The 17,403-nt window shown below is 54.5% G+C and carries 17 protein-coding genes; 13 read left to right on the top strand and 4 right to left on the bottom strand.

What is annotated here, in order from left to right; all coding sequences use genetic code 11:
• Nucleotides 1-7 precede the first annotated feature (7 nt).
• The gene (gene flgM, locus G506_RS0109535) at nucleotides 8-310 is read right to left on the bottom strand and encodes a flagellar biosynthesis anti-sigma factor FlgM (protein ID WP_028116666.1); all 303 of its coding nucleotides are present in this window, start codon (nucleotides 308-310) and stop codon (nucleotides 8-10) included.
• A 151-nt stretch (nucleotides 311-461) separates the two neighbouring features.
• Complete coding sequence (gene flgA, locus G506_RS19395; protein WP_084631293.1) at nucleotides 462-1,187, bottom strand: flagellar basal body P-ring formation chaperone FlgA; 726 nt, start codon at nucleotides 1,185-1,187, stop codon at nucleotides 462-464.
• A gap of 90 nt (nucleotides 1,188-1,277) precedes the next feature.
• Here flgA and G506_RS0109545 point away from each other — a divergent pair, with 90 nt between their 5' ends.
• The 13 genes from G506_RS0109545 (at nucleotide 1,278) to flgL (ending at nucleotide 13,880) form a co-directional block, all read left to right on the top strand.
• On the top strand, nucleotides 1,278-2,207 hold the full coding sequence (locus tag G506_RS0109545; RefSeq protein WP_028116667.1) for a chemotaxis protein CheV: 930 nt from the start codon (nucleotides 1,278-1,280) through the stop codon (nucleotides 2,205-2,207).
• A gap of 3 nt (nucleotides 2,208-2,210) precedes the next feature.
• Nucleotides 2,211-3,044: a CheR family methyltransferase gene (locus tag G506_RS0109550; RefSeq protein ID WP_028116668.1), complete on the top strand. Its 834-nt coding sequence runs from the start codon at nucleotides 2,211-2,213 to the stop codon at nucleotides 3,042-3,044.
• A 194-nt stretch (nucleotides 3,045-3,238) separates the two neighbouring features.
• Nucleotides 3,239-3,634, top strand: coding sequence for a flagellar basal body rod protein FlgB (flgB, locus tag G506_RS0109555; RefSeq protein WP_028116669.1), 396 nt, complete (start codon nucleotides 3,239-3,241; stop codon nucleotides 3,632-3,634).
• A gap of 13 nt (nucleotides 3,635-3,647) precedes the next feature.
• Nucleotides 3,648-4,061, top strand: a complete 414-nt coding sequence (flgC, locus tag G506_RS0109560; RefSeq protein WP_028116670.1) for a flagellar basal body rod protein FlgC — start codon at nucleotides 3,648-3,650, stop codon at nucleotides 4,059-4,061.
• A gap of 11 nt (nucleotides 4,062-4,072) precedes the next feature.
• Nucleotides 4,073-4,771: a flagellar hook assembly protein FlgD gene (locus G506_RS0109565; protein ID WP_028116671.1), complete on the top strand. Its 699-nt coding sequence runs from the start codon at nucleotides 4,073-4,075 to the stop codon at nucleotides 4,769-4,771.
• 11 nt (nucleotides 4,772-4,782) lie between these two features.
• Entirely contained in the window at nucleotides 4,783-6,192 is a 1,410-nt protein-coding gene (gene flgE / locus G506_RS0109570) for a flagellar hook protein FlgE (RefSeq protein ID WP_028116672.1), read from the top strand.
• A 185-nt stretch (nucleotides 6,193-6,377) separates the two neighbouring features.
• Nucleotides 6,378-7,118 (top strand): flagellar basal body rod protein FlgF, encoded by a 741-nt coding sequence (locus tag G506_RS0109580; RefSeq protein ID WP_028116673.1) that lies wholly within the window; start codon nucleotides 6,378-6,380, stop codon nucleotides 7,116-7,118.
• Between the two features lie 10 nt (nucleotides 7,119-7,128).
• Nucleotides 7,129-7,917: a flagellar basal-body rod protein FlgG gene (flgG, locus tag G506_RS0109585; RefSeq protein ID WP_028116674.1), complete on the top strand. Its 789-nt coding sequence runs from the start codon at nucleotides 7,129-7,131 to the stop codon at nucleotides 7,915-7,917.
• 27 nt (nucleotides 7,918-7,944) lie between these two features.
• Nucleotides 7,945-8,616, top strand: a complete 672-nt coding sequence (gene flgH / locus G506_RS0109590) for a flagellar basal body L-ring protein FlgH (RefSeq protein WP_028116675.1) — start codon at nucleotides 7,945-7,947, stop codon at nucleotides 8,614-8,616.
• A gap of 11 nt (nucleotides 8,617-8,627) precedes the next feature.
• Nucleotides 8,628-9,713 (top strand): flagellar basal body P-ring protein FlgI, encoded by a 1,086-nt coding sequence (locus tag G506_RS0109595; protein WP_028116676.1) that lies wholly within the window; start codon nucleotides 8,628-8,630, stop codon nucleotides 9,711-9,713.
• The gene (gene flgJ / locus G506_RS0109600; protein ID WP_051202037.1) at nucleotides 9,713-10,705 is read left to right on the top strand and encodes a flagellar assembly peptidoglycan hydrolase FlgJ; all 993 of its coding nucleotides are present in this window, start codon (nucleotides 9,713-9,715) and stop codon (nucleotides 10,703-10,705) included. Before G506_RS0109595 ends, flgJ begins: the two co-directional genes overlap by 1 nt.
• A 47-nt stretch (nucleotides 10,706-10,752) precedes the next feature.
• Nucleotides 10,753-12,657 (top strand): flagellar hook-associated protein FlgK, encoded by a 1,905-nt coding sequence (gene flgK / locus G506_RS0109605; RefSeq protein WP_028116678.1) that lies wholly within the window; start codon nucleotides 10,753-10,755, stop codon nucleotides 12,655-12,657.
• Nucleotides 12,658-12,674: 17 nt separating this feature from the next.
• Entirely contained in the window at nucleotides 12,675-13,880 is a 1,206-nt protein-coding gene (flgL, locus tag G506_RS0109610; RefSeq protein WP_028116679.1) for a flagellar hook-associated protein FlgL, read from the top strand.
• 62 nt (nucleotides 13,881-13,942) lie between these two features.
• Here the strand turns inward: flgL and G506_RS20445 are convergent, their stop codons facing one another.
• On the bottom strand, nucleotides 13,943-15,484 hold the full coding sequence (locus G506_RS20445; protein ID WP_084631295.1) for a GGDEF domain-containing protein: 1,542 nt from the start codon (nucleotides 15,482-15,484) through the stop codon (nucleotides 13,943-13,945).
• Between the two features lie 287 nt (nucleotides 15,485-15,771).
• On the bottom strand, nucleotides 15,772-17,289 hold the full coding sequence (locus G506_RS20450) for a GGDEF domain-containing protein (RefSeq protein WP_084631297.1): 1,518 nt from the start codon (nucleotides 17,287-17,289) through the stop codon (nucleotides 15,772-15,774).
• Between the last annotated feature and the right edge of the window lie 114 nt (nucleotides 17,290-17,403).

Consider the following 17,403-nt stretch of genomic DNA (forward strand, 5'->3'; position numbering starts at 1 on the left):
GGTTCAATTAGCCGTTAAGCTCTTGTTCAAAGCGCATCAGGTTGTCGGCCAAACGTTCGGCATCGATCTGATAACGACCTTCAACAATGGCAGCACGAACCGCAGCGACTTTATCCATATCAATGCCATCGGCACTGTCTAGGGCGGCTTCGGCGCGTTGCAGTTGCTGCGCTTGCGGGGTCAGTGATACCGCATCCTGCTTGGCCACGGTTGCTTCGGCGCCAGCCGCTTGCGCGGTTTGGTTGTTGCCAGCACTGGCCAGTTGGCTTAGTGGTCGGGCGTTGCCGGTTAAGCTTTTTAAGGGATCCATAGTGGACTCCGTGGTCGGTTAATAATCGGTTATTTAAGCTATCGGCCACAACCGAGCAAGCTTTAACAGAAATTTGACGCAAAGACGCACAATTCTGAAGAACTTAAGTTTACACCTTTTAAGGCTAAACCGGTTAACGCGGCGGTGGCCGTTACAGATTGACTTGCACCTCGCCGACGGCAATCACCTCGGCATCAATCATTCGCTCTGACCGACTATTTTGCACCCGTATGGTGTCGCCAACGCTGCCGTTGCCAATCGCCTTGCCGGAGGTCTTTAACTCCAAACTGGCACTGCGGGCATAGATGGTGACGATGTCGTCGCGGCACACTTGGCAGATCTGTTGCCGCCGCAATGGCTGGCCATCGCCAACGCGGCGGGTGGTGCGGGCGCCAGCCAGTTGTTCGATGCTGGTGAAGTAATTGCCGCGCAAACTGGCCGCTTCCATCCGCTGCAATTTCAGGTTGTCGTAACCCAATGACGTCAGTGGCTCCAACGCGATGCTGGCGGTCACTACTGAATAATAGATGCGGGTTTCCACCGGCACATACAGCGACCAACCATCAGCATCTGGGCAGGTCACTTTTACCGTGGTTAAACGCTGCTGTTTACTGGTTGGAGCATGCGCGTTGAGCGGCAATAAACAACGCTTAAGTTTAAGTCGTTTGTCGAGCGTTTTGGCCTTTACCTGAACTTCGGCATGTTCTGGAAAATCTGTGAAGCTAGTCACGTAATCTTCTGCAGTTTCAGCGACTTGCGATAAAGAAGTAAATGATTCAGCCGCTATAGTAGATGGTACGAAGCTTAAGCTTAGCAAGCTGAGAAAGAGGCCGGTAACGGGGTATTTCATAAGGCTTCCTTGCAAGGAAACATCCATAGTTGGTCGGCATTATAACCAGAGTTTGCTGGTGGCGGGCGAGCGTGGGATCACAGTGCCTTTGGCGCAAAGAGATAGGATTTAGAATCGATGGCCAGCATCCTCGATACCGTTAACCAACGTACGCAGTTGGTGGGGCAGAATCGCCTTGAGTTATTGATGTTCCGTCTTGGTGGACGGCAACTGTACGGCATCAACGTCTTTAAGGTGCGGGAGGTCCTGCAGTGCCCGCCACTAACCACCATGCCACACCAGAAGGGATCGTTGCGTGGCATTGCCCAAGTGCGCGGTCAAACCATATCGGTAATTGATCTGTCGACCGCCATTGGCGGTGCTCCGGTGGCCGATCTGGAAACCAGCTTTGTGATCATTACCGAATACAACCGCACCGTGCAGGGTTTCTTGGTTAGCGGCGTTGATCGTATCGTCAACCTTAACTGGGAAAATGTGCTGCCGCCGCCAGCCAGTGCCGAAGGGGGTTACCTGACCGCGGTGACGGAATTGGAAGATGGCTTGGTGCAGATTTTGGACGTTGAAAAAATCCTGCATGAGATAAGCCCAAGAGCGACCGAGATCTCGCCGGAAGTAGCAGCGAACCTATCGCCAGAAGCGATCCATACGCCGATGATCATGGTCGCCGACGATTCTGCGGTGGCACGCAAGCAGATTGTCCGTGCGCTGGAACCTCTGGGGCTGAAAATCGTGTTGGCCAGTGATGGCTTGGATGCGCTGCGGCAGTTGCAAGAGTTGTCTCTGGATTGTCGCAGTATTACTAGCAAGATGGGGTTGATCATCTCTGATATCGAGATGCCAGAGATGGACGGCTACACCTTGACCGCCGAGATCCGCAGTAACCCGAAATTGGCGGGGATGAAAGTGATTCTACATACCTCGCTATCTGGGGTATTTAACCAAGCGATGGTCAACAAGGTTGGCGCCGATCAGTTTATTGCCAAATTTAACCCTGATGAGTTAGCCACTGCGGTTAACCATTACCTTTCGGTGCCAGTAGAGGCTTAATCGTTGCCGACGTTGGAACTTGCCCTTGATGACTACCGCATGTTTGCTGATTTTTTGCAGCGGCACAGCGGTATTGTACTTGGCGACAATAAGCAATACCTGGTGCGCAGCCGGTTGTCGCCGGTGTTGCGTCAGCATCAATACCCCAATTTGGGCGAGCTGATCCGGGCGGTGCTTGGGGTTGGCAACTTAAGCTTGCGCAACCAAGTTATTGAAGCGATGACCACCAACGAAACCTTATGGTTTCGTGATGGCGCGCCGTTTGAGTTGTTTAAACAGCAACTGCTGCCGCAGTTTGCCGATCGCAACGGCGGCCGCTTGCGGATCTGGTCGGCGGCTTGTTCGACCGGCCAAGAGCCCTATTCGCTGGCGATGTCAGTACAAGAGTATCGCCAGGCGAATCTGGGCAAGCTGTTGCAGCAACCAGAGATCCTTGCCACCGATATCGACACCAATGTGCTGGCGACAGCGATGGTCGGCAAATACGACCAACTGGCGATGGGGCGGGGGTTGTCGCCACTGCGACAGCAACAATTTTTCAATCGCGACCACGATGGCCGCAGTCAGATTGCTGAATTGATCCGCACCATGGTTACCTTTCGCCGCTATAACCTGCTGGACAGTTATCTGCTGCTGGGCAAGTTCGACATCATCTTTTGCCGTAACGTACTGATTTACTTTTCTATCGATGATAAGCGCAAAGTGTTGCGGCAATTTGCTGCCGCGCTTAATCCCGGTGGCTATCTGATGCTGGGGGCGTCCGAGTCGATGGTGCTGTTAAGTGAGGAGTTCGAGATGGTAAGAAGCGAGCTCGGCATCGTCTACCGACGCCGATAACCGCCCAGTTTCGCCGCCGACAGCGGTGATTTAACCGTCAATTTTCAGGCGTATCGAATTGATTTCGATGCGCCTTTTTTGTTTTAAGCGGGCAAAAACCAAGCTGGCACAGGCTTTGCAAAAGCGTTCACTAAATGCAAGTTGGGCTAACTAGTCCATCAAGTAGGCCGTAGCCGTGTTCAGGGAGACTGATGATGGCCATTTCGTTTGATAACGCGCTTGGGATCCACCAACACACCCTTGGGGTGCGCTCGCAGCGTGCCGAGCTGTTAGCGGGCAATATCGCCAATGCCGATACTCCCGGTTACAAAGCCAAAGATCTTGATTTTGAGGCTGCACTGGCCAGCGCCAAAGCCAAACAGTCAATGGGCTTAAGCCGCAGCCATAACAACCATATCGCTGGTCAGTCGTCGCTGCTCAGTGAAGAGCTGTATCGGGTACCGTTACAGCCTGACAGTGGCGATGGCAATACCGTCGATCTGCAAACCGAACGCAACCAATTTATGGAAAATGCGCTGCAGTATCAGGCCAGCGTTGAGTTTTTAGGCAGCAAATTTTCAGGCCTACGCAAAGCGCTGCGTGGCGACTAAAGGAAGCTAGAGCATGAGCTTATTTAATATCTTTGATGTCGCCGGCAGTGGCATGAGCGCCCAGTCTGTGCGGCTTAATACCACCGCATCCAACTTAGCCAACGCCGATACGGTGTCCTCCAGTCAGGATCAAACCTACCGGGCTCGGCAGCCGGTGTTTGCCGCGATGCTGGAACAGGCAACCGATGAACAGGTGGGGGCACAGGTGCAAGTGGCGGCGATTGTAGAATCGGATGCGCCGCTAGTACGTCAGTACAGTCCCAATCATCCGTTGGCTGACACCGATGGCTACATCTACAAACCCAACGTCAATGTGGTGGAAGAGATGGCCAATATGATGTCGGCATCCCAGAGCTATCAAGCCAATGCTCAAGTGGCCAGTGCCGCTAAAGATTTGGCCAAAGCCACCCTGCAGCTTGGTAAGTAAGGAAACGCTAGATGACCCCAATAGATCCCCATAGCGGCTCGACCAACCCTATCGATTCGATGAAGTGGCAGGCGCCAACCCTGTCGGAAGCCAATGGCAATCAGTCGTTGACCCAAGAAGATTTCTTCTCGCTGCTGTCGCAGCAACTGGCGATGCAAGATCCATTTAAACCGGTGGATAACGATCAGATGATCTCGCAGATGTCGTCGTTCGCCACCGTTGATGGCATCAGTTCGCTGAATGGCGGGATTGATACCTTGAACGCGTCGATGGCCAGTAACCAAGCGCTGCAAGCGTCTGGGCTGGTCGGCCAAAAGGTGCTGTTAGCGTCCGATACCACCTACCTTAGCGAACCAAGCGAAGGCGCTTCGGGGGTGGTTGATATCGCGCCGGGCACGCAAAACCCGCGGGTGCAGATCTTCGATGGTGCTGGCCAAGTGCTGCGCACCATTCCATTGGCGCCGGGCGCCAGTGGCAAAGTGGATTTTCATTGGGATGGCCTGGCCGCCAATGGTCAACCGGTATTGCCGGGCAGTTACAGTTTCACCGCCACCGGTTTGGTGGATGGTAAAGCCGAAGCGCTGCGCACCCACGCTTATGGCCACGTATCGAGCGTGACCTTGGGCGGGGCAGATAAGCCAACCATGCTGAATTTAAAAGGGTTAGGCAGCGTTGCCATGAACGAAATCTTGGCCGTTGCTGACGCATAAGGAGCACAACAATGGGCTTTAACGTATCGCTAAGTGGCCTAAGTGCCGCGCAGAAAGATCTGGATACCACCTCCAACAACATCGCTAACGTTAATACCGTTGGCTTTAAAGAATCCCGTGCCGAATTTGCCGATGTGTACAGTAATTCGCTGTTTACTAATGCCAAAACCGCAGTAGGTAACGGCGTCGCTACTGCCGCGATCGCGCAGCAATTTCATCAAGGTTCACTGAACGCCACCAGTAATTCGCTGGATATGGCGATTGATGGCAGCGGCTTCTTCATCATGAATTCAGAACTGTCGGGGGCGGATTTTTCCTACACCCGCGCTGGTGCCCTCAAGCTGAACGACAACAACTATATGGTCGATTCTAAGGGTAATTATCTGATGGCGTTGCCGGTTAATCCTGACGGTACGGTGAAGTCAGTGTCGCTGTCGACCACCGAAGCGGTGCAGATCCCACAGGTGGCAGGGCAGCCGCAATCGACCTCGAAAGTTGATCTATCGATGAACTTGCCCGCCAGCGAGGCACCGCTGGATCCAACCCAGTTCGATCCCAACGATCCGGGCTCTTACACGGCGTCAACGTCGGTCACCATTTACGACTCTTTGGGGCAGTCGCACATTCAGACCACCTACTTCGTTAAACCGGTTGGCGCGGCGCTGGCCAACAACAACCAGTGGGCCTGTTTTGTTACCGTGGACAACATGCCGGTGGATATTTGGGACACCATGGCTGGCAAACCACTAAGTGGCACCTACGAGCAAGACACCGATGGCGATGGTGTCGCCGATGGCACCGCAGCGGTAAAAGGCAAAAATGACCACACCGGTTTTGTGCTCAGCTTCGATGACACCGGATTGTATAAGGGCTCCAGCCCAGCCACCATCTTCACTCAAGCGCTGGGGATGGACGATCCGACCTCGGTGATCCCGACCGACGATGGCGCGGGGGTGATCCCTCCCGGTGCCGATGGCACCCAGCGTTTGCAACTGAGTTTTGACAATCCAACTCAGTTCGCCTCGCCATTTGAGGTGACTTCGCTGCAGCAAAACGGCACCACGGTGGGCCGGTTGACCAACGTTGAGGTAACCGCCAACGGTTTGATCAACGCCACTTATTCCAATGGCGATAAGCACGCTTTGGGCAAAGTGGCGCTGGCTCGCTTTACCAACGAACAAGGGCTTTCACAGGTGGGTAACTCGGCTTGGATCGCCAGTCAGTCCTCTGGGGTGGCGTTGGTTGGCGAACCAGATACCGGTTCGTTTGGCGCCATCCGCTCGGCGACCTTAGAGCAATCGAACGTGGATTTGACCATGGAGTTGGTGGATCTCATTTCAGCGCAGCGTAACTTCCAAGCCAACTCGCGGGCGCTGGATGTGTCGAATCAGTTGTCGCAAAACATCCTGCAGATCCGCTAAGCGCCATGACCGCTTGGTTCTACATTGCCGCCTCAATTGAGGCGGCAATTTGTTTCCTCTGAACGTTAAATTTTGGCCGCTTAAGTCCGCTAACCGACTGAATCACCGCAGCTAAATTCATTAAAAATAGTGGCACTGGTTTTGCTAAAGATCCGTCAAACAATAACCGTTGATGGACCGACGTCGTGGATAACTACCTGTATCTCGCCGCCAGTGGCGCCAAACAAAACCTCAATGAACTGGCGGTGCGTGCCAATAATTTGGCCAATGCACAAACCGACGCATTTAAAGCGGACTTGACCCAAGCGCGCAGTATGCAAGCGTTTGGTGAAGGGTTGCCGACGCGGGTGTTCGCCATGGAGGAACGGGTCGCCAGCGATTTCGACGCCGGCCCGCTGAAAACCACCGGGCGGGTACTGGATGTTGCCATCAACGGTCAGGGCTGGTTGGTGGTGCAAGACAGCAACGGCCAAGAAGCGCTTAGTCGCTTGGGTAATTTAAAGTTTGATGCCACCGGGATGCTGGTCAACGGCAACGACCAGCCGGTGCTGGGTGAGGGCGGTCCTATCTTTGCGCCACTGCCGATCGAAAAGGTTGAGATCGCCAATGACGGCCTGATCACCGTGCGACCGCAAGGGGCACCGGCTAACGCACTGGAAGAGATTGGCCAGCTGCGGTTAACCAACCCGCCAAAAGACACCCTAACCAAATCGGAAGATGGCCTATTTCGCCAACTTGAAAACCCCGATTACCCCACCGACGTCAGCGTCACCATCGTATCGGGTTCTCTGGAAGGCAGTAACGTTAATCCAGTGGCCGAGATGGTGCAGATGCTCGATGCCCAGCGCCAATTCGACATGCTGGTGAAGATGATGAAAACCGCCGAAGAAAATGACCGTGCCGGCGCGCAACTGCTGCGTGTTTAAGGAGTAAGCCATGCAACCTGCATTATGGATCAGCAAAACCGGTCTGGATGCCCAGCAAACCGATATTGCGAACATTTCCAATAACTTGGCTAATGCCAGTACCGTTGGCTACAAAAAAAGCCGAGCGGTATTTGAAGATCTGCTGTACCAAACCATCAACCAAGCCGGCGGCATTAGTTCGCAAAACAGCGAGTTGCCGGCGGGCTTAACCTTGGGCTCGGGCACCAAAGTGGCGGCCACGCAGCGTTTGTTTACCCAAGGCAATATGCAGACCACCGACAACAGCTTGGATCTGATGTTGGATGGCCCCGGCTTTTTCCAAATTCAGCTGCCTGATGGCAACGTTGCCTACAGCCGTAATGGCCAGTTTGCTCTGGATGAGGAGGGGCAGTTGGTCACCCCTGGTTCCGGCTATCTGCTGCAGCCCGGGATTGCCATTCCAGAGGATGCGCAAGCGATCACCGTTTCAGCCGAAGGCGAGGTATCGGTGCGACTTAACGGTCAGGTGGAAAACCAAGTAGTGGGCCAGATTGAGATCACCAACTTCATCAACCCAACAGGGCTGGAACCGATTGGCCAGAACCTCTATCTGGAAACCGGTGCCTCCGGCGCCCCAATCAACGGCATTCCGGGTCTGGATGGCTTAGGGGCGATCCGTCAAGGGGCGCTGGAGAGTTCCAACGTCAATGTTACCGAAGAGCTGGTTAACATGATTGAATCGCAGCGGATCTACGAGATGAACTCGAAAGTGATCTCCACCGTCGATCAGATGCTCGCCAGCTTGAACCAGCAGTTGTAAGGAATGGTGATGGCTTGTTTGCGGCTGATTAGTGCGCTGTTATTGGCGCTTGGCGCGGCGCAGTTGAGCGGCTGCGCTCACCCTAATGCGCCCTATCCGGACGATCCGTTCTACGCGCCGATCTATCCAGAATTACCAACGTCGCAGGTGGTGACTACCGGCTCGATCTACAACAGCAGTTATCGCAATGAACTGTATTCTGACATCAAAGCCCATCGGGTTGGCGATGTGATTACGGTGCTGCTGGAGGAGCAGACCAAAGCCAAAAAATCCGCCAGTAAAGAGATCACCAAAGACAGCAATATGCAGCTTGATCCAATCAGCGCTGGTGGCGCACCGGTAACGGTTAACGGCAAAACGTTGGATCTGAAATACGCCGAAGAGTTTGATATGTCCCGTGGCTCCGATGCCGATCAATCCAACAGCTTGGATGGCTCGATTTCGGTCAACGTGTTGCAGGTGCTGGCTAATGGCAATTTGGTGATCCGTGGCGAAAAGTGGATGACCATCAACGACGGCGACGAGTTTATTCGCATCACCGGTATCATTCGACCACGGGACATCAGCCCCGATAACACCATCGAAAGCCAGCGGGTCGCTAACGCTCGAATTCAATACAGCGGCACTGGCACCTTTGCCGACAGTCAAAAATCCGGCTGGCTAAGCCAGTTTTTCTCCGGCCCGCTGTGGCCATTTTAAGGAGCGCGCCGATGAGATGGATAATCGCTTTGGCCATCGCGTTGTTGGCCACCAATGCCACCGCCATGCGCTTAAAAGACATTGCTGATCTGCAAGGGGTGCGCAGCAACCAATTGATTGGCTATGGCTTGGTGGTGGGGTTGCCGGGCACCGGCGAGCAGAGCCGCTATACCGAGCAAAGCTTTGCCACCATGTTGTCCAACTTTGGCATCAACTTACCGGCGAACGTGCGGCCAAAGACCAAAAACGTCGCGGCGGTGGCGGTGCATGCGGAGTTGCCGCCGTTTACTAAGCCGGGGCAGCAGATTGATATTACCGTGTCATCGGTAGGCAGCGCCAAGAGTCTGCGTGGCGGCACCTTGTTGCAAACCTTTTTAAAGGGGGCGGATGGCCAGGTGTATGCCATCGGCCAAGGCTCATTGGTGGTGTCCGGCTTTAGTGCCGATGGTGCCGATGGCTCTAAAGTGCTGCAAAACACCCCCACCGTTGGTCGCATTCCTGGCGGCGCTATGGTGGAACGTGCGGTACCCAGCCCATTTGCTAACGGTGACTTTTTGACCTTTAACCTGCATCGCGCCGATTTCTCTACCGCTAAGGCGGTGGTGGATGAAGTTAACGGTTTGCTGGGTCCAGGGGTCGCACGGGCGCTAGACGCCGCCTCGATTCAGGTGTCGGCGCCGCGGGATCCATCGCAGCGGGTGGCGTATCTGGCAACGCTTGAAAACCTGCGGGTCGAGCCCGCCGATGAGGCCGCTAAAGTGATCGTTAACAGCCGCACCGGCACCATTGTTGTTGGTCGCAACGTCCGGCTGATGCCAACCGCGATCACCCATGGCGGCCTGACGGTGACCATTAAAGAGCTGCCACAGGTGTCGCAGCCAAACCCCTTTGCCGATGGCACCACCGTGGTCACGCCAAACAGCGCCATTGGCGTGCAGCAGCAAGACTCGCGGATGTTCAAACTGGATGCAGGCACCAGCTTGGATGAGTTAGTGCGGGCGGTGAATGAGGTTGGCGTCGCACCGTCGGATCTGATGGCGATTTTAGAAGCGCTGTCACAAGCCGGTGCCTTGCGTGGTGAGTTGGTGGTGATCTGATGAGCAGCCTCGACAGCCGCATTAACCAAAGCAGTCATTATCTGGATCTGGCCAGCATCGATAAGTTGCGCCAGCAAGCACAAGCGGATCCGGAGGCCAGTCTGCGGCAGGTGGCGCAGCAGTTTGAGGGGATCTTCTTAGGGATGATGCTCAAAAGCATGCGCGAGGCCAATGAGTCATTTAAAGACGCTGATAGCCCGTTTCATTCCAACCAAACCGACTTTTATCAGCAGATGCACGACAGCCAACTGGTGACCGAGATGAGCAATCAAGGCTCGCTGGGATTGGCAGAGCTGATTGTGCAGCAGTTGCGGCCAACCTTAGCCAAGCCAGAAGCCGCTGCGGCCAATAGCGATGCGCCAACGGCGACGACAGTGACCGAATTGGCAATGCCGCCGCGACCGATTAAAGCTGTCGCCGCGGTTGCCGATAAATCTACTGTGGCGGCCTCGTCGCTTGAGGTTATTGCCGACAGTGACGCGGTTGATAACAGCCGCGCCATGGTGGTGGAGCCGCTGTACTTTAGTCAGCCGCAGCAGTTTATCGAAGCGATGCTGCCGGCGGCCACCGACGCGGGCAAAAAGCTCGGTCAAGATCCGCGCTTGCTGGTGGCGCAGGCGGCGCTGGAAACCGGTTGGGGGCAGAAAATTCTGTCCGGGGCGCAGGGGCAAAGCTCGCACAATCTGTTCAACATCAAGGCCGATGGCCGCTGGCAGGGACCAACGACCGCCGTCAGTGCCTTGGAATATCAAGATGGATTGCCGGTGCTGCAGCGTTCTAAGTTTCGGGTTTACGACAGCCTCAAAGCCAGCTTTGACGATTACGTCCAGTTTTTACAGCAGCCGCGCTACCAACAGGCGTTAACCGCCACCACTGCCGAAGGCTTTGCGGTGGCGCTGCAGCAGGCTGGCTACGCCACCGATCCTAAGTACGCCGCCAAGATCATCAATTTGTTTCAACGACTGACGCAGCAGCCGCTTAACGGCCAATAATGCGCGGTTGCTGGTTAAAAAAGGCCTAAGGCCAGAGGGAATGCCCGATGCCAGATTTAATGAATATTGCCCGTAGCGGCGTCCAGGCCGCGCAAGCACGGATCAACGTTGCCTCGAACAACATCGCCAACATCGGTACCGATGGTTACCACCGCCAAGATGCCAGTCAGGTAACCCAAAAATCGGAACGCTACGGCGAATCGTTTATGGGCACCGGCACCTATGTGTCGGAGATCTCCCGCGCTTACAACAGCTTTGCAGAGCGAGAACTGACGGTATCCAGCTCCAACTACGGCCAAGCCAAACTCAGTAACGACAAATTGGCCGAGCTGGATAAGCTGGTCTCCAGCGCTGGCCGATCGGTGCCCAATGGCCTCAATCAGCTGTTTGGTAATCTGAATAACGTTGCCGACATGCCGATGGACACCGCGGTGCGGCAAAACGCGTTAACCTCGGCCGAGCAATTAGCGGATGCCTTTAACGTGCTCGGCAGTAACCTGCAAACCAAGATTGTTGAAACCAATGAACAGCTGGATGGCACCTTAGACACCATCAACGGCATTACGAAAGAGCTGGCGTTTTTAAACACCTCGCTGGCGCAGATCGATGGCCGCGACAACGCCATGTTGGATCAGCAAAGCCGCTTGATTAATCAGCTTGCCGAGTATGTAAAGATCAGCGTTATCCCGCAAGAAAGTGGGGTCAAAAGCATCCTGATGGGCGGCAGCACCATGCTGGTTACCGGCGCTGAGGCGCTGCAGCTGGGCAGCACTCACGGCGATCCCACCTTTTATCAAACGCGGTTAACCGCCAATGTCGGTGGCAATCCGATGATCCTAGCCGGCGGTCACGTTGGCGGCCAGCTGCAAGCGCTGTTTGATTATCGCGATCAGACCATTCCAGAACACCAAGCCCAGCTTAGCCTGATGGCGCTGGGGGTCGCCGATGCCTTTAATCGTCAACAGCAAGCCGGTTTTGATCTTACTGGTCAAGTGGGGCAACCGCTGTTTACCGAGATCAACAGCTCTGAACAGATGCACGGTCGGGTATTCGGTTATCAGGAAAACCAAGGCAGTAAAAAGTTGGCAGTGCAGCTGGATGACGTTAATCAGCTTGGCACCGGCAACTACCAGTTGCAGTTTGACGGCACCGATTACCACCTCGATGGCAGCAGCACCCCACTAAGTGTTGACGCTCATGATCCCGGTCGACTGCTGACTGAACATGGTTTTAGCATTCGTATTGATGGCAACGGTGCCGCCGCGGCGGGGGATCGTTGGCAGCTAACGCCAACCAAAGATGGCTCGCTGAAGATGGCGATGACGCTGACCGATCCTAAGCAATTGGCGGCGGCCGGCTACGGCTTAGAACTGGTTGGCGGCAGTGGCGACGCTAAGTTACTGCAGGTGGATCGCAGTCATGCCAAGTTTCCTGGCAATGGCGAGGTCGTCAGTATCGCGGTTGATTTAACCGCTGGTAGCTTTGTCTACACCGATGGCGCTGGCACCAGCCACAACGGCACTATTGATGTTACCGGCAGCAAACCCACCATTAACGTCAATGGCATCGCCTTAGAGTTGGCCGCCGACAGCAGCGATGACAGTCAGTTTTCGTTGGACTTGGCCTTTGGCCCGGCGGATAACGCCAACGCCGTAGCGATGACTGGCTTGGTGGATAGCAAGATGATCTACGGCGGCAGCGCCACCTTGCACGATGTCTATGAAACCATGATGACCACCGGCGGCAGTAACGCCGCTGCGGCGCGATTGAGTGCCGATTCAGCGGCGGTGGTGCAAGAGCAAGCCAAGCTGCGGGTGCAATCGGAGTCCGAAGTTAACCTTGATGAAGAAGCGGCGGATCTGATGCGCTTTCAGCAAGCTTATCAAGCTTCAGCCCGGGTGATGACGGTCGCCAAAGAGACCTTCGATGTGTTGTTCCAATCGGTTCGCTAGGGTAGGAGATAACTACGATGCGCGTATCAACCAATCAGTTTTATACCATCAACAGTAATCACATCAGCCGCTTGCAACAAGAAACCAACGGCACTATTACGCAGTTAGCGACCGGCAAACGGATCAACACTACCGCCGACGATGCCATTGGTTCGATTGTGTTGTCGAATCTGGATCAGCAGGATAATCGCACCAGCCAGTACCGCGCCAACATCAACTTGGCGCATAACCGCCTAGCCCAGCAAGAGGGGCGTTTGGGCGAGTATGAAACCTTGCTGATGAACTTGCGTGATAAGATGTTGCAGGGCAATGACGGGGCGTTACCGGCGGAATCTCGAGCGGCGATTGCGCTGGATTTAGAGCAGGGGCTGGCCGCAGTTCTGACCCTTGCCAACAGCCAAGATGAGAACGGCAATTATGTGTTTGCCGGGCATCGCGGAGAGACCAAACCGTTTAGCCAAGACAGCAATGGCGCAGTCGGTTATCTGGGGGACGATGGCCGCCGCGAAGCGCGGGTAGCCGATGGCGTGACGGTGCCGGTAAGTGAAAGTGGCCAGCGGATCTTTATGGAACCCGCCAACGGCAGTGGCGATTACCGTGCCGATTACCGTAGCGCCACCATGACCGGTAAATTTTTTGTTGAAAGCGCCAACATCACTAATGCAGGTGCCCATGTTAGCGGCGATATGACGGTTAATTTCGGTGCCGACGCCGATGGCAATCGTACCATCAGCGTCAGTGACGCGGCTGGTACCGTGCTGCATCAAGGGGCATTTGATCCAAAAACGCCGCTGCAAGTGAACGGCATCGAGTTGACCATCTCTGGCGAACCGGCGGCGGGGGATAGCGTTACCCTTAGCCCGCAAGCCAGCGCCGATATCTTTGCCAGTTTAAACAACGCCATTGCACTGCTGCGGGATCCGGCAGGGCTAGATAGTCATCAGCAGCAGGCGCTGTATGGTCAGGCGCTGGATGATCTTAACGCTTCGCAGTTGCAAGCGTCGATTGTGCGCGCTGAAACCGGCAACTACATGGCGTCGCTGGATAATTTCAATGCCCAGCACAACAGCATGGAACTGGTGAACGCTGGGGCTAAATCCACCATTCGCGATCTGGATTACGCCGCTGCCGTCAGCGATTTAGAACAGCAGAACCTTGCCTTAGGGGCGGTCACCAAATCCTTTGCTAAGGTCGAAGGCTTGACCCTGTTCGATTATATCTAACGGGGCTAGCGAGATTGCTGCCAAACGGCGCTGTGGCTTGTCCATAGCGCCGTTTTTGTTGGTTAGCTCTGTCGGTAAGTGACGTAGTGTTCAGCGCGGTTGCCGCCAAGGGCTTTAGCGCGATACAGCGCTTTGTCGGCGAACTCCATCAAATCATCGACGCTGTAGCTGCTGTCGTTGTCGTAACAGAAGATGCCAATACTGATGGTCACGTTGGCCAGGGCTGCCTGCGAACTGGCGCAAAGATCCAATTGCGCCACCGCCTGCAACAGATGTTGGGCTACCACCTCGGCTTGTTGGCTGTTGGTGTACTGCAGCGCTACCACAAACTCTTCCCCACCATAACGGGCGACCAGATCGGTGCTGCGCGGCAAGGCGTTATCGAGCGCCGAAGCGATCTGTTTGAGCGCGGCATCGCCTTTGGTATGGCCAAACTCATCGTTATAGGGCTTGAACTTGTCGACGTCCAATAGCATCAGTGTCAGCGGCTCGCTGTGGCGACGGCGGTTAGCCAAAGCCGTGGTAAACCATTGGTCAAAAGCACGACGATTGGCGATACCAGTTAGATCGTCTTCCATGCTGATTTGGCGCAAGCGGCGCTGATGGCGCCAGTTAGTGTAGGCAAACAGCAACAACATCAGGTTAGTGACGATTTGACTGGCGATAAGCACGGTTTTGGTGTCGTGCAGCACCGCAAATGCCTCGGTGTAGGCCATCTCGGTGGCGACCCCCAGGTTCAGCGTTGGGCTCCAGATCCAAGCGCCGACCACTAATTTACCTTGTTGATTCAGATAGCCGTCGGTATTCACGCCCGGTAACTGCTGATGGCAGGGGCGCAAAAACGGGCTGACATCGACCTTATCGACGTTGGGTTGCAGCAATCGATCGATCAGGTTCAGTGGTTCGGATTGATATTGGCGGTTTTGCGATAGCGTTTGGCCATCGGCGTTAAAGGCAAAGCTGTCGCCACTACGGGCGTAGTTATTCAACTGCAGCACCTGAGTAAAGTGCACTTTAGGGTTGAGCTGGAACAGGATGTAGCCACCCAGTTGCTGTTCACTGTTAAGCAATCGATGAGCGATAAACACCAATGGCGAATCAAGGTCGTTGCCCTCAAGCTGATGTAAAAACAGATCGTCGCCGCGATGCAGTTTTGCCATCAGTTCAGGGGTAAGCCACTGGCGAAACTGCGCCAGTTTGTCGGCGTCGTTACTGCGGCTTAGTAGCGGTTTAAAGTGGCTATCCAGCAGCCAGTAATCAACCAGATTTTTATTGCGCGCAAGCCCTTCGAACGGCAGTTGCAGCGCGTTAAATTCGGCCTCGGTTAGCTGTTGCTCAGCACGGCTTGGCAGCTGTGACAGTATTTTCGGCAGGTAGGGGCGGTTTTCAGTGAAGGTGTTTAGGGTTGCCAGTTCATTATTAACCCAGTAGCGCAGCGCCGATTCGCTGGTGCTGACGAGGCTACTTAGTACCTTGGCAAGTGTTTCTTCGGTACGCTGCTCTAAGCAATTGGTGCTGATCCAAAAGCCAAGATTAAACACCAACGCGAACAAGGTGGCACCTTGGCAGGTATGGCAAACTCGTCGAGAAAGGCGGAGCAACATGGCGAACCGTTGAGCAATGGCGGGGCGTGGATTTTAGCGCGCTGAGCAGCTAAAAATGTGCGCTCGATCGCATTCAAAAAATTAAATCTGCTTCAGGGATGCGTTGAGTCAGTAAGTTGAATCGAACTACAAAAAGAGACTTGTAGTGTGAAGTTATTGCTGACATTGGTGGTGGTTTGAGCGCTTGCTGTCAGTTTGATGCCGTCTTTGCAGGCGTCGATGTTGGTCACCACCTCGCTGACAAGGCGTAGGCGCAGTGGTGACCGACAGGGCGTTGTGTCGTGTTGCTAGTTGGCCAACAAAAAGCCGTTGCCGCCGTCTGCTTTAACCCGATAAAGCGCTTGGTCGGCCAAGTGCACCAGTTGCACCGCGGTTAACTGCATCTGCGGTCGATATTCGGCGCCGCCAATACTGATGGTCACCACCGGGTGCGAGGCGGCGCTGCTTGGGTGGATCTGCAGTTGTTCAACCGCCGCCAGTAGCCGCGCTGCGATCGCCTGTGACTGTTCCGCATTGGTGTATTGCAGTGCGACCACAAACTCCTCACCGCCGTAGCGAGCCACCATATCGGTTGCCCTAGGCAACGCTTGTGCCAGCGCTTGCGCGACCTGATGTAACGCCCAGTCGCCTTGGGCATGGCCAAACTGATCGTTGTAGGGCTTAAATTTATCGACGTCGATCATCAACAGGATTAATGGTTGTTGATGGCGGCCTTGGTTAACCAACGCCCGCTGCATCCATTCATCAAAGGCACGTCGGTTGGCAATACCGGTCAATGGATCTAACCGCGCTTGACGACGGATCTGCCGCTGCGCCCGCCAATGACCGAAGACGATAATCGACAGCAGTAGATTGCTAAAAATCAACGATGTTTGTAACAAGCGCCGGGTGTGATTGGCATCCTTGAACGCTTCATCAAAGTCGATCTCTGTGGCGATCCCCAAATTCAGTTTGTTACTCCAGACCCAGCCGCCAATAACTTTAGCGCCATGCTTATCTTGATACCCTTTGACGTTGACTTGAACTCGCTGATCCACAAACAGCTTGGCCTGCCAGTGGGGCTCAGTGGTATCGATGTCGTAAATTTCATTAAGACTGCTGCTTTGCCAGGTGTAATTGTCGGAGTGTTGTTTGTGCCGCTGCGACAGCAACACCCCATGCTGATTAAAGGCAAAGGATTCACCGGCATCGGCCAGCAGCGCCAAGCGCAGTACTTGGCTAAACTGCAGGGTCGGATCGAGCAACAACAGCAGATAGCCCTGCAGTTGTTGCTGTTGGTCGATTAACCCCAAAGCCAGATACAGCAGTGGTCTGCCGTTGTCGCTAAGGGTAAGGCTATTTAGAAATAGTGCCTTACCTTGTGCCAGTTGCGCTAAGTTGCCGGGCTCGAACAACGAGCTGAAGCGGCGGCGATCAAATTGCCGCTGCTGATGGCTTAAAACCGTTGAAAAATCGCGATCCAGCAGGAAGTAGCCGAGGTAGTGTCGGTTGGCTAACATCCCATCCAGCGAGTGCTTTACCAAATTATCGTTTGGTGTTTTTTGTTGCTGCCACTGCTGCAGCATCGATGGCAGAAACGGTCGATTGTTGACGAAGGCACGGGCTGTCGCCAACTCATCGTCAACCCACATCTCTAACGCTTCGTGATTGGTAATTACCAAACTGCGCAAAACAGTGGCTAAGCGCTGCTCAGATCGTTGTTGCATATAAAACATCTCAGCAACCATACCCAGATTAAATACCAGCGCGACGACGACGGTCGTTAACCAAGCCTTACGGACAGTGTGATGCTCTATCAAAGACATTCAGAGGCTCAAATGAAAAAAGGTGCATTTAGAATGGATTAATAATTTAGGACAAACCGATGGGTTGGTCGCAATTTGCGCAGCTTGCTTCGGGGTACACCCAACTGGTGAGCG

Source organism: Ferrimonas senticii DSM 18821 (genome assembly GCF_000422665.1).
GTDB classification, from domain to species: domain Bacteria; phylum Pseudomonadota; class Gammaproteobacteria; order Enterobacterales; family Shewanellaceae; genus Ferrimonas; species Ferrimonas senticii.

Excerpts from the sequence above, each read along its gene's own strand:
- flgM (WP_028116666.1), bottom strand. The coding sequence starts at position 310 with ATGGATCCCTTAAAAAGCTTAACCGGCAACGCCCGACCACTAAGCCAA.
- flgA (WP_084631293.1), bottom strand. The coding sequence starts at position 1,187 with ATGGATGTTTCCTTGCAAGGAAGCCTTATGAAATACCCCGTTACCGGC.
- G506_RS0109545 (WP_028116667.1), top strand. The coding sequence starts at position 1,278 with ATGGCCAGCATCCTCGATACCGTTAACCAACGTACGCAGTTGGTGGGG.
- flgB (WP_028116669.1), top strand. The coding sequence starts at position 3,239 with ATGGCCATTTCGTTTGATAACGCGCTTGGGATCCACCAACACACCCTT.
- flgC (WP_028116670.1), top strand. The coding sequence starts at position 3,648 with ATGAGCTTATTTAATATCTTTGATGTCGCCGGCAGTGGCATGAGCGCC.
- G506_RS0109565 (WP_028116671.1), top strand. The coding sequence starts at position 4,073 with ATGACCCCAATAGATCCCCATAGCGGCTCGACCAACCCTATCGATTCG.
- flgE (WP_028116672.1), top strand. The coding sequence starts at position 4,783 with ATGGGCTTTAACGTATCGCTAAGTGGCCTAAGTGCCGCGCAGAAAGAT.
- flgG (WP_028116674.1), top strand. The coding sequence starts at position 7,129 with ATGCAACCTGCATTATGGATCAGCAAAACCGGTCTGGATGCCCAGCAA.
- G506_RS0109595 (WP_028116676.1), top strand. The coding sequence starts at position 8,628 with ATGAGATGGATAATCGCTTTGGCCATCGCGTTGTTGGCCACCAATGCC.
- flgJ (WP_051202037.1), top strand. The coding sequence starts at position 9,713 with ATGAGCAGCCTCGACAGCCGCATTAACCAAAGCAGTCATTATCTGGAT.
- flgK (WP_028116678.1), top strand. The coding sequence starts at position 10,753 with ATGCCAGATTTAATGAATATTGCCCGTAGCGGCGTCCAGGCCGCGCAA.
- flgL (WP_028116679.1), top strand. The coding sequence starts at position 12,675 with ATGCGCGTATCAACCAATCAGTTTTATACCATCAACAGTAATCACATC.
- G506_RS20445 (WP_084631295.1), bottom strand. The coding sequence starts at position 15,484 with ATGTTGCTCCGCCTTTCTCGACGAGTTTGCCATACCTGCCAAGGTGCC.
- G506_RS20450 (WP_084631297.1), bottom strand. The coding sequence starts at position 17,289 with ATGTCTTTGATAGAGCATCACACTGTCCGTAAGGCTTGGTTAACGACC.